The organism is Marinagarivorans algicola (assembly GCF_001292705.1).
GTDB lineage: Bacteria > Pseudomonadota > Gammaproteobacteria > Pseudomonadales > Cellvibrionaceae > Marinagarivorans > Marinagarivorans algicola.
Genome location: NZ_LGAK01000015.1, coordinates 113,199 through 123,788, shown reverse-complemented (window position 1 = coordinate 123,788; position 10,590 = coordinate 113,199). Strand labels below are relative to the sequence as shown.

At 45.3% G+C, this 10,590-nt stretch carries 11 protein-coding genes; 6 read left to right on the top strand and 5 right to left on the bottom strand.

Annotated features, from left to right (window positions below; all coding sequences use genetic code 11):
- Positions 1-61: 61 nt before the first annotated feature.
- The 3 genes from AC438_RS06980 to AC438_RS06970 all read right to left on the bottom strand — a co-directional run bounded on the left by AC438_RS06980 (position 62) and on the right by AC438_RS06970 (position 2,162).
- Entirely contained in the window at positions 62-358 is a 297-nt protein-coding gene (locus AC438_RS06980) for a hypothetical protein (protein WP_053980528.1), read from the bottom strand.
- Between the two features lie 542 nt (positions 359-900).
- On the bottom strand, positions 901-1,776 hold the full coding sequence (locus AC438_RS06975) for a farnesyl diphosphate synthase (RefSeq protein ID WP_053980527.1): 876 nt from the start codon (positions 1,774-1,776) through the stop codon (positions 901-903).
- A 149-nt stretch (positions 1,777-1,925) separates the two neighbouring features.
- Complete coding sequence (locus tag AC438_RS06970; RefSeq protein ID WP_053980533.1) at positions 1,926-2,162, bottom strand: exodeoxyribonuclease VII small subunit; 237 nt, start codon at positions 2,160-2,162, stop codon at positions 1,926-1,928.
- A 305-nt stretch (positions 2,163-2,467) separates the two neighbouring features.
- On the opposite strand from AC438_RS06970, the gene pomA reads away from it, so the two are divergent.
- From pomA to AC438_RS06955, 3 genes are all read left to right on the top strand, one after another.
- Positions 2,468-3,226, top strand: coding sequence for a flagellar motor protein PomA (pomA, locus tag AC438_RS06965; RefSeq protein WP_053980526.1), 759 nt, complete (start codon positions 2,468-2,470; stop codon positions 3,224-3,226).
- A gap of 22 nt (positions 3,227-3,248) precedes the next feature.
- Positions 3,249-4,238 (top strand): flagellar motor protein MotB, encoded by a 990-nt coding sequence (locus AC438_RS06960; RefSeq protein WP_053980525.1) that lies wholly within the window; start codon positions 3,249-3,251, stop codon positions 4,236-4,238.
- 77 nt (positions 4,239-4,315) lie between these two features.
- Positions 4,316-4,921 (top strand): hypothetical protein, encoded by a 606-nt coding sequence (locus tag AC438_RS06955; protein WP_053980524.1) that lies wholly within the window; start codon positions 4,316-4,318, stop codon positions 4,919-4,921.
- 130 nt (positions 4,922-5,051) lie between these two features.
- Here the strand turns inward: AC438_RS06955 and AC438_RS06950 are convergent, their stop codons facing one another.
- On the bottom strand, positions 5,052-5,897 hold the full coding sequence (locus AC438_RS06950; protein WP_053980523.1) for a hypothetical protein: 846 nt from the start codon (positions 5,895-5,897) through the stop codon (positions 5,052-5,054).
- A gap of 274 nt (positions 5,898-6,171) precedes the next feature.
- Here AC438_RS06950 and ubiE point away from each other — a divergent pair, with 274 nt between their 5' ends.
- The 3 genes from ubiE (at position 6,172) to ubiB (ending at position 9,298) form a co-directional block, all read left to right on the top strand.
- Complete coding sequence (gene ubiE, locus AC438_RS06945) at positions 6,172-6,921, top strand: bifunctional demethylmenaquinone methyltransferase/2-methoxy-6-polyprenyl-1,4-benzoquinol methylase UbiE (RefSeq protein WP_053980522.1); 750 nt, start codon at positions 6,172-6,174, stop codon at positions 6,919-6,921.
- 30 nt (positions 6,922-6,951) lie between these two features.
- Entirely contained in the window at positions 6,952-7,575 is a 624-nt protein-coding gene (locus AC438_RS06940) for a ubiquinone biosynthesis accessory factor UbiJ (protein ID WP_053980521.1), read from the top strand.
- 91 nt (positions 7,576-7,666) lie between these two features.
- Positions 7,667-9,298 carry a ubiquinone biosynthesis regulatory protein kinase UbiB gene (gene ubiB / locus AC438_RS06935; protein ID WP_053980520.1) on the top strand — a complete coding sequence of 544 codons (1,632 nt, stop codon included), beginning with the start codon at positions 7,667-7,669 and terminating at the stop codon, positions 9,296-9,298.
- 156 nt (positions 9,299-9,454) lie between these two features.
- Here ubiB and AC438_RS06930 read toward each other — a convergent pair whose 3' ends face one another.
- Positions 9,455-10,522 carry a hypothetical protein gene (locus AC438_RS06930; RefSeq protein ID WP_156317018.1) on the bottom strand — a complete coding sequence of 356 codons (1,068 nt, stop codon included), beginning with the start codon at positions 10,520-10,522 and terminating at the stop codon, positions 9,455-9,457.
- Positions 10,523-10,590: the final 68 nt, after the last annotated feature.

Genomic DNA, 10,590 nt, shown 5'->3' with positions numbered 1-10,590 from the left:
CCGTATCGGTGGCCTTTTTAGGTTTAAACCTTTAGCTCAAACCACTCATTTAGGCGCATACTTAGGCATCTTCGGCATACATCGTTTCGACTGAATATGCCAAACCGCTGACATCCAGGCCTGTACAACGCTTTAAATGCTCAAGTACATTAGCCGTTTTAAGCTCACCAGTGTGATGGCGCACTAAGGCGTCTTCTAAGCGATTAATATAGGCGGCTATTTCATCAAGATGATTGTGAGGAATCACTTCGTCACCCGTACGGGCTTTGACGAGTGTATCGACAACATTTTTACGCAAATTGCTATCGCACAAATCTAAAAAGATATCGCCGTAGTCCGAGTGTTTTAATTCAGTCATGAGTCGTTACACCTGTTGTTATTTATTATTTGTATTTGTTATCTGTTCTTGACAGCGCATCGCAGACAGCACGTTTAATCGATAAATTAGGGGACCAATGATACATCGATACGCCAGTAATACACGAACGGGCCAAGCGTTAAACAAGCTATCCGCATTGTAACTATTCAGAGGGCCGGTAATCGGGCGCTAAGAATCATTTGCTGGGCCGCTCAAGCCATCTGCAACTTTATGCTCCTGCAAAGTCTACCCCCACGCATTCATGCTGGGGCTGGTCGCTATATAAGCGCTCCCGGCGCTTAAATACCCAGAAAATAACCCATCAGCACCCTGTTGAGAGATTTTTTGGTTCGGCTGAATAGTTACCCCGCATTTACATTACCCTGATGTACACACAAAAACATCAAAATAAACACTCTATTATGCCATCACCTAATCAATAGGTGCCGGTAAAGCCGCCTCAACGAATCAAAGCACGCCCAAGCCTGTAACCTTAAACAATAGCAGAGTTCACCTGTATAGAAGTCATCACTATCGCTTGGTTAGTTTCCCCGCTCGACGATGTAATCGGCAATCGCCGCTAACACCTCGCCATTAGGGAGTGGCGCCAATGCCGTTTTTGCCTCACTCAATAGATGTTGTGCCTTACGCTTTGCCTCATCAAGGCCTAATAGACTCACATAGGTGGGTTTATTATTGGCCGCATCGGCGCCTTGCTGCTTACCTAAAGTGTGCGTGTCGGCGGTAACATCAAGGATGTCATCTTGAATTTGGAATGCCAAGCCAATAGCCGCCGCATAGCGCTGTAGTGCCTTTAATTGAACACGGTTAGCCCCAGACACTATTGCGCCCATCTGCACGCTCACCTCAATGAGTGCGCCTGTTTTATGCTTATGCATATGGCTAAGCTGCTGCAAATCCAGTGCCTGGTCAACGGCTGCCAAATCAATCGCCTGCCCCACCACCATACCGCGTGCGCCAGCGGCTTTTGCCAAAGGAGCCACTAAAGCCAATGTATCGACACTTTCACTCAGCACCTCAAAGGCCGCACACTGCAAAGCATCACCGGCCAAAATGGCTGTAGCCTCATCAAAGGCGATGTGGCAAGTAGGTTGCCCACGCCGCAGGTCATCGTCGTCCATGGCTGGTAGGTCATCGTGAATCAGGCTATAGGCGTGAATATATTCGACTGCAACGCCAGCGCTATACACCTTGCTCCCGAGTACATCTATACCGCAGGCTTTTGCTGCCGCCAATACCAATAACGGGCGAATGCGTTTGCCGCCATTAAGCAGGCTATAGCGCATTGCGTCGATCAAGCGCTCGCCGCCAGATACCGGTGAGGGTAAAGCCTGCGATAAGTGCTCTTCTATAAGAGGAAGGTGCTGTGTCACAAAATCAGAAAGTAGTGGGGTCACGTTAAAAATTCACAATCAAAAATTCACATTCAAAATAAAATGTCGCCACTGCCCCCTAGTTACATCGCATTCACTGTTAAGTGACAGATTATTAACCAGTTAGCTCAGCACATAGCCACATAATATGCTATAGCGGGTAATCGCTCATACTATTCAGGGGTTTCAAAGGGCACCGGCTGTGCTGCAGGGTCGTCGCCTAATAAAATCGCTACTTTTTGCTCGGCTTCATCCAAGGCCAGTTGGCACTCTTGGGTCAGCTTAATCCCCTTCTCAAAGGATTTAAGCGCCTCATCTAAACTTAAGTCACCCGCCTCCATCTCTTCGACGAGTAGCTCGAGTGATTCTAACGATTTCTCAAAATTTGCCGTTTTTTTACGTGTCGCCATAGGGCTCTCTTTAAATAACCAATCAGTGTGCGGACTTGATACAAGGGCGCACATTAACCAACTTGCTCTAGCCGGTCAAATATCAGCCGCTATATCCTCATCCAGGCCACTTAAAACCAACTACACTCAAAGAATAAGCCCTTCACAGGGATTCATATTTGGCGCATTTGGCCGTTAACACATAGAGGCTAAGCGCCAAAATACAATCAAGCAACACAAAGATATTCGCTTATGGACATCATACAAAAGCGTCGCGCTATCGCGACGCACAGGATAACCAAACCGGTTAAAACGAGGTGCATCGCGTGGATTTAGCAACACTGGTTGGCATTATCGGTGCACTGGCCTTAATTGTGATTTCCATGCTAATGAGCGGCCAGCTCGGCATGTTCATTAATATTCCCTCGGTAGTCATCGTTGTTGGGGGCACAATTTTTGCGGTTATGGCCAAATATGGCCTAAGCCAATATTTAGGTGCCATGAAAGTCGCAGGTAAAAGCTTTAAAAACAATTTATCTGATCCTCTCGAACTGATCACTGAAATTGTGGGTTTAGCTGATGAAGCCCGTAAAGGCGGCTTGCTTTCACTCGAAGGCAAAGAAGTCGGTGATGATTTTCTAAAGCGCGGTATTCAACTTTTGGTTGATGGTCATGAACCTGACGTTGTTAAAACGCTACTTTCCAAAGACCGCGACAAAGCCGAAGAGCGCCATAAAGTCGGCTCGTCTATTTTTGCTGCAATGGCTGAAATGGCACCCGCAATGGGCATGATTGGTACACTCATTGGTCTAGTGGCGATGCTTGCTAATATGGATGACCCTAAATCTATTGGCCCAGCCATGGCCGTTGCCCTATTGACGACGCTATATGGCGCCATTATTGCCAATGCCATCTGCCAACCGATGGCCGATAAGCTGGCATTGCGCGCAACCGAAGAGGCAATGATAAAAAGCTTGGTCATCGATGCACTCATTGCGATTCAAAATGGCTTAAATCCGCGTGTTATCGATAGCATGTTGCGCAACTATTTACCGGAGGGCAAGCGCGATACCGGCGAAGAGTAACGCCTGTTGCGGCTAATTTGCCATGAGTGACGAGGAAGAGGAAAAAAAATGCGACTGTAAACCAGGGCTGCCGGCTTGGATGGGCACTTTTGCCGATCTTATGTCGCTACTCATGTGTTTTTTCGTATTACTGCTGTCGTTTTCAGAAATGGATGCCATGAAGTTTAAACGTTTAGCTGGCTCAATGGCGCAAGCATTTGGCGTGCAAAACAAAATTAATATGAACGACCCACCCAAGGGAACCAGTATTATTGCTCAAGAGTTTAGCCCCGGCCGTCCAGAGCCCACCCCTATTAACGAAATTTTTCAACGCACCCAAGATATTACCGAAATGTCACTGCGGGTTGATTGCTCTGAAGAATATGATGTGGAGCAAGGCGAAGAAGGTTATGACGCTGGCGTCAAAGAGCGCGTAAAAAAAGTACTCGATGAGCTAGAAGAGAACACCGAAAAAATGGCCTATGAATTGGCCGATGCTTTAAGTGAGCAAATTATTGCCGGCGAAATAGAGATCGAAACCGAGGGCCGAAAAATCATTATTCGCATTCGTGAAAAAGGCTCTTTTGGCTCGGGTACCGCCACATTAAAACCTGCCTATCGCGAAGTACTTGCGGAAGTCCGTTCGGTTATTGCGCTTAAACCCGGCCAAGTCAAAGTAGAGGGCCATACCGATAACATTCCCATTAAAACCAGCCGCTTTCGCTCTAACTGGGAGCTGTCTTCAGCACGGGCTGTATCGGTTGCACATGAATTAATGCGCGGCAATGCACTTGAGGCTAAACGCTTTGAAGTCAGTGGCTTAGCCGATACCCGCCCTAAAGCCAGTAATAACACCCCCGAAAACCGCGCTAAAAATCGCCGTGTCGAAATTGTCATGATTCAAGGCTTAGATGATGCGCTTAGTGATGATGACAAAGCCGTACTGCAATCACCTGAGGGAGCCGATATTTTACGTGAATTAAAACTGGAACCCGATTATTTATTTGAGCTAAACCCAAATGAAATATTTTAGTGTCCGTAAAAACCGTATCAGACCTCTGCCTGCTATGCCAGCGGACGCCATTCAATCCGCCGCACAGGATACTCAACATGACGAATGAGAATACTGAAGAGCGCCGCCGCTATTTTCGCATTAACGATACTGTGAAACTCAGTTATTGTATTGTGCACCCACCCGGCGCTACACAGACCGACGATAGCTACGATCTGATGACCGAACAAAATAAAAGAATTGATATGCTTATCGAGCATCAAAAAAATAATCACCCAGAAATCGTTGAATTGATCGCATTACTTAACCAAAAAATAGAGCGGCTTTGCCAAATTGACACTAGCAGCCACACGACCCTTGCGCACTATGCCCGCAATGTGAATATTAGCGCCTGTGGGCTCGCCTTTACCGAACATTACTGCGCAGCGGTTGGCACTCAACTACAATTATTTTTAGTGCTAGATGACCATAAAAAGCTCGAACTTGAAGGCTTGGTGATTGATTGTAAAATGACATCCAATACACGAGAGATTGCTTCACATACCCTCCCCTCTAATACAGCAAACAATACACAGGCAAACAGCGATAATAAGCACTACGAATGGCGTGTTGATTTCTTACATTTAAGCCCTAGCAACCAAGAGCTTTTAATTCAGCATATTGTACGTCGGCAAAGTACACTACTCGCCGAAAAAAGACATTAACCTACGGCACTGCGCAAAAGGCTAAAGGGCTAAAGGGCTAAAGGGCTAAAGGGCTATCTCAGTATCGCGGTGTGCACAATAAAAGGGTCAACAACTTTTATTGATTAAAAATGCACCTAAACCATTGAAGTTAATGGTATTGATAAACCCAGTTAGTGCCTTTTACATCGCATACAATAAAATGCAATGGCGCGCTATCAATAGGTTCACAGCTCGACAACGGCGGTAAGGGTTTATTTTTATGCGCTCGCCCTATAGCAATAGTGCTTTTATCTTTTTTTAGGTAAGTGTACATATCGGCAAAGCGCTTCACGAAATTGCGATTATGCTCGCTCACTTCCTCAAAGATGTAATAAAATTTGCTATAAGAAAGCGTCGCTCCAGCCAAACCGATCATATTCATTTTATATAGATACTTGGCATAAGCACTCTGCAAGTAAGAATGTAACTCACTAAGCCTTAGGTCTGTAGGCACTTCAGGTAGCTGTAATGTATTGGCTGGGGTTAGCGCATGGCTGGCGAGTTTTTTGTTGGCTAGGTTATCTAATAGTCGATACTGCCTTTGCCGACACGTCATACCCGTGGCATGAATACGACAACCTTTAAGACTTGTGAGCACCGGTGCTTGCTTTGGGGTTGTTAGCGCTTTTGTTTTCACTGACGCCTGAGCGGTGTTTGTTACCTGGGTTTTCACTGGAGCTTTCACCGAAGCTTTAGTTTTGTTTGGCGCTTGAGTTTTAGCCGGTAAGGGCAGCTCTGCTCGCTTAGCTGGACGCTTAAGCAGTAAGCGTTGAGTCTGCGGTGAATTGCGCCTAAAGTCATTAAAGCTAGGCAAGTCAGCGCCCTCGCCTTTAGCCTGCACTTGGCAGTAGAGTTTTTCTAGCGGTGTAATAGCGCTTTGCTCACAGGCGAGCGTCAATGGCACCGCGTATAAAAGCGCAATACCCAGACTGAGTTGTACCCCTCTGTTCAACATCTTCTCCTCATTTTAATTTTTAATTGGCATTTGCACACCTAAAGCGCCGTGACACGTAGCCTATAGAGTATTGGTACGGCATTTATCCTATTGAACTAGCTTTTACACTAAGCGATAACACACACTGCTTCGTATAGGCCGCTTGGTATACGCTATTTATGTCTAATCCCTTTATGCTTAGATTAGCCTACCCGCCAGATTAAGCGGTACAATACCTGTAACCGACCTACTCAAGTCACTGACCACTTTACAGCCATCTGCCCAGGAGCCCCCTATGGATAAAGACAGTATTACGCACTTTGGCTTTGAAAATGTCAAAGCCGGCGAAAAAGCCGAGCGTGTTGCCGGTGTATTTCACTCAGTTGCCGCCAAATACGACATTATGAACGATGTTATGTCCGGTGGTGTTCATCGCCTTTGGAAGCGCTTTACCATTGAAGCCGCTGCACCACGGCCGGGCCAACAAATCCTCGATATTGCTGGCGGCACAGGTGATTTAACCCAACAATTTTCACGCCGTGTAGGTGAGAGCGGCCATGTGGTGTTAGCGGATATTAATAGCTCTATGCTTAATGTAGGCCGCGATAAACTGCTGAACGCTGGTATTGCACACAACATTACCTACACTCAAACAGATGCTCAGTTTTTACCCTTTGACGATAATAGCTTTGATATTATTACCATTGCCTTTGGCCTGCGTAACGTCACAGACAAAGATTTAGCCCTCGCCTCTATGCTTCGTGTATTAAAGCCCGGCGGGCGCTTACTGATCCTTGAATTTTCGAAACCCAAATCTAAAACCCTTGAAAATTTCTATGATCAATACTCATTTAAATTATTACCCTTTATGGGTAAGCTCGTCGCCAATGACCCCGACAGCTATCGATATTTAGCCGAAAGCATACGCAAACATCCCGATCAAGAGACACTCAAAAGCATGATGGACAATGTCGGCTTCGCCAATACAAACTATACCAATATGACCGGTGGTATTGTTGCGTTGCACAAAGGCTTTAAACCGTAACGCCTAACTTAACAACGATTGGCAAAATATATGTTAAATACCCACAAGCACCCCACCGCCGCTACTGCGCTTTGCTTGGTACTTGAGCGCACAGTCAATAAAGCGCTCAAGCACGATCCAGCCACCGCACAACGCCTACACAAACAAGCCGGCCGCTGTATCACACTCGCACTGAGCGAACCAACAATAGTACTCAGTGTCGCTTTTACCCCTGATGACGTTCAAGTAAGCCCACTCGCCAACCCCAATGCCGATTGCCACTTAACAGGCACAACCAGTAGTCTTATTGAATTAATGAGTGGCCCTAAAACAACATTGGCAGGCAGTGATCTTACGCTCACAGGGCAAACAGGGTTTTTGATGGAGCTTTTAGAGATTGCCAAAAATATTGATATTGACTGGGAAGAAGCCTTATGTGAACCTTTAGGCGATTATACAGGCCATGCCATCGCAGAATTAATACGTTATAAGGCGCGCTACCTTAAACGTATCGCCCAACGCAGCCCGCGCTTTTTGGGCGAATTTATTACCGAAGAGCTCAACGCGGCACCTGCAGAGCCAGAATTTAATGCCTTTTACAGTGCCATTGATGACCTGCAAGATGATGTCGCTCGCGTAGAGGCTCGTATTAAACACCTCACACGATCCTTTTAAATAGCCTGTCATTAATCAGTCGTCTGCACAGCAATTATTCGGTATCACTCATTATTAAACGCCCACTCATTTAATCCTTAAGCAACCCTCTATGAAAAAACTACAATCCATTGCTCGCTTTTTAAAAATTGCACGCGTTATTGGGCGCTATCGGTTAGATGAATTACTGCCTAGCAGCATGCAGCCTATACAACTTAAACTCATATTAGCGCCATTTAAGCTCGGCCGAGCACCTCAATTAAACCGTGCCGAGCGTCTGCGCTTAGCCCTTGAAGAGCTCGGTCCTATTTTTGTAAAGTTTGGGCAGCTGTTGTCGACTCGACCCGATCTAATCCCCCCCGACTTAATTATTGAACTCAATAAACTACAAGACCGCGTTACCCCTTTTGATGGCGAGATCTTTTGCGCTTTAGTCGAGAAAGCCTTAGGCCACCCTTTGACCGATATTTTTGATGAGTTTGATCGCCAACCCTTAGCATCAGCCAGTATTGCGCAAGTGCATACTGCAACATTAAAAAATGGCGACAAAGTGGTTGTCAAAGCGGTGAGACCTAACATCGAAAAAACCATTGTTAAAGATGTGGGCTTAATGCGTTTATTAGCACACATTTTAGAGCGCTATGCACCGCACGGTAAACGGCTAAAACCAATAGCTGTGGTCGAAGAGTATCAGCAAACGATTTTTGATGAGCTTGACTTAATGCGCGAAACGGCTAACGCCTCACAGTTAAAACGCAATTTTGAGCAATCACCATTATTGTATGTACCCAATGTTTACTGGCCCTATTGCCGCCGTAATGTTATGGTCATGGAGCGTATTTATGGTGCCCAAGTCACCGATATTGCAACATTTAACAAAGAAGGTATTGATTTAAAAGTACTCGCCGAGCGCGGTGTCGAAATATTTTTTACACAAGTATTTCGCGATAACTTTTTCCATGCCGATATGCACCCGGGCAATGTTTTTGTCGATATTAGCGATGCTCAATCGCCAAGCTATATTGCCTTAGATATGGCCATCATGGGATCGCTCGATCGCGAAGATCAGTACTACCTTGCCCGCAATTTACTTGCCATGTTCCGCCGTGATTACCGTCAGGTTGCAGAGCTTCATGTACTTTCGGGATGGGTCCCTAAAAGCACCTCTGTAGGCGCATTTGAAGCGGCTATTCGCGCGGTATGCGAACCTATTTTTGAAAAACCCTTAAAAGAAATTTCGTTTGGTGAGGCGCTAATTACACTCTTCCAAACTGCACAACGCTTTGAGATGCCGGTACAACCACAACTAGTATTACTACAAAAAACACTTTTAAATATCGAAGGTCTAGGTCGCCAACTGTATCCCGATTTAGATCTATGGGAGACCGCTCACCCCTATTTAGAAAAATGGCTAAAAGAGCGTTTTGCACCTAAATCACTGTGGAAAGAGCTCAAGCGTCAAGCCCCCGAATGGCTCGAAAAGTTTCCCGAGGTGCCACACCTTATTTTAGAAACAACACAAAACATGAATCAACTCGCGCAAATAGCGCCGCAATTACAAAACGCAGCCAGTACGACAGCCCATAAAAATACTCAATCACAAAGGCAGTACTTCACTAAGGCTTTAGTTGTGCTGGGAGTCAGTACCGGCGTTTATTTTGGCTGGGAGCAACTCCATCAATTACCCGCTGCCGCTATCGCCTGCTTAGCTGGCAGCGTTGTTTTGTGGCAACTATTCAAATAAAGCCATTAATTGTAGGCTGACCCTGCTAGCCTAGGGTTAGTCTGCGTAGAACCTTCCCACTCCTAGCGACACAATAAGGTCACATGTTATAAAATTAGGTGACTTACTGTATGATTGACTGTCACTAGTTACACGCGTATTTACGCGTTACTATCATTAAAACGCATAGCGCGCCTGGAGCTCTAAGCGAATATTTTTGCTGCGTTTCAAATCAAAATCATCGGTCGCAAACAGTAGCGCAACATACGGGGTCCAAAAAACTAAGGACTTCGCTTTGCTTTTTAGATCGTATCCGGCCTCTATTTTAAAGCCCTTCAGTATCTGATAGCCCAATAATAAGCGGTTAAAATAAACCTTATCATAGACCTCTTGCTCCCCTGTTAACGTTATTTTACCGTAGCGATACGATAAATGAATACGCCTATGCAAAGGCAGTGCTTGAGCGACGTTTTGAAAATCATGCTGACCTTGCAATGTCGGCACTTTATAGGGCAAGCCATTTTCATCGATTCTATTGCGGTCACTCACCATTTGCGCATAAGTATGCGGGGCGTGCTTCCAGTGAATGCGTCCTGCCATATCCTCTATCAATATACCCAACGCTAACGCTGGGTATATTTCCCATCGCAGATCTATATCAAAACTGTAACCATATCCCGAGGCCGGTGGTGTTAATGGTCGATCAAGCAACACCTCTTCTGTATAAAGATAATCTACAATCAGATCGCCATAAGGGCGGCTAGGCGTTTGCCAGATACGCCCTTCAATTTGCCCATACAAGACATCATCTGACTCAAAGTATGAGCCCCCTATATAAAGCTCAACTTCTGGTATGGGATTCAGCCAATAGCCTAAGGTTATACCGCTGGTTTCAACCTTTTGAACATGTAGAAAAATATCAAACACTTCATCAAAAGGTAAATCCCAATCATTTTGATCCATGTAAATAAGATTAAAAGTATCATTTATTGTACGAAAATAATAATCATGTCGCTGAAAATAAGCCAACTCAAGTCCCTTATAACCGACCCCTATCTTGTACTTATTATGAGTAAACTCATATTGGCCGCTCGCAGGAAAGTCACCTTCAAAATCATTATCGAAAGCATCAATAGGCATGTTTTCACTGTAAGTAAATGTCTTAGCATCAAACAATACCGTCAAGGCAGGATACACTTCCGCTTTAGCATGCGCATGACAGGTGATCAAAAATAACAGGGACATAATATGAAAAAGAATACGACAACCGTCCAACTTGGCAACCTTTTTTAGCAGGAAAAAACTGTTAATCA

Bases quoted from the DNA above. Each gene is read 5' to 3' on its own strand.
- AC438_RS06960 (WP_053980525.1), top strand. From the start codon at position 3,249: ATGAGTGACGAGGAAGAGGAAAAAAAATGCGACTGTAAACCAGGGCTG.
- AC438_RS06980 (WP_053980528.1), bottom strand. From the start codon at position 358: ATGACTGAATTAAAACACTCGGACTACGGCGATATCTTTTTAGATTTG.
- ubiB (WP_053980520.1), top strand. From the start codon at position 7,667: ATGAAAAAACTACAATCCATTGCTCGCTTTTTAAAAATTGCACGCGTT.
- AC438_RS06955 (WP_053980524.1), top strand. From the start codon at position 4,316: ATGACGAATGAGAATACTGAAGAGCGCCGCCGCTATTTTCGCATTAAC.
- AC438_RS06950 (WP_053980523.1), bottom strand. From the start codon at position 5,897: ATGTTGAACAGAGGGGTACAACTCAGTCTGGGTATTGCGCTTTTATAC.
- AC438_RS06930 (WP_156317018.1), bottom strand. From the start codon at position 10,522: ATGTCCCTGTTATTTTTGATCACCTGTCATGCGCATGCTAAAGCGGAA.
- AC438_RS06970 (WP_053980533.1), bottom strand. From the start codon at position 2,162: ATGGCGACACGTAAAAAAACGGCAAATTTTGAGAAATCGTTAGAATCA.
- AC438_RS06940 (WP_053980521.1), top strand. From the start codon at position 6,952: ATGTTAAATACCCACAAGCACCCCACCGCCGCTACTGCGCTTTGCTTG.
- ubiE (WP_053980522.1), top strand. From the start codon at position 6,172: ATGGATAAAGACAGTATTACGCACTTTGGCTTTGAAAATGTCAAAGCC.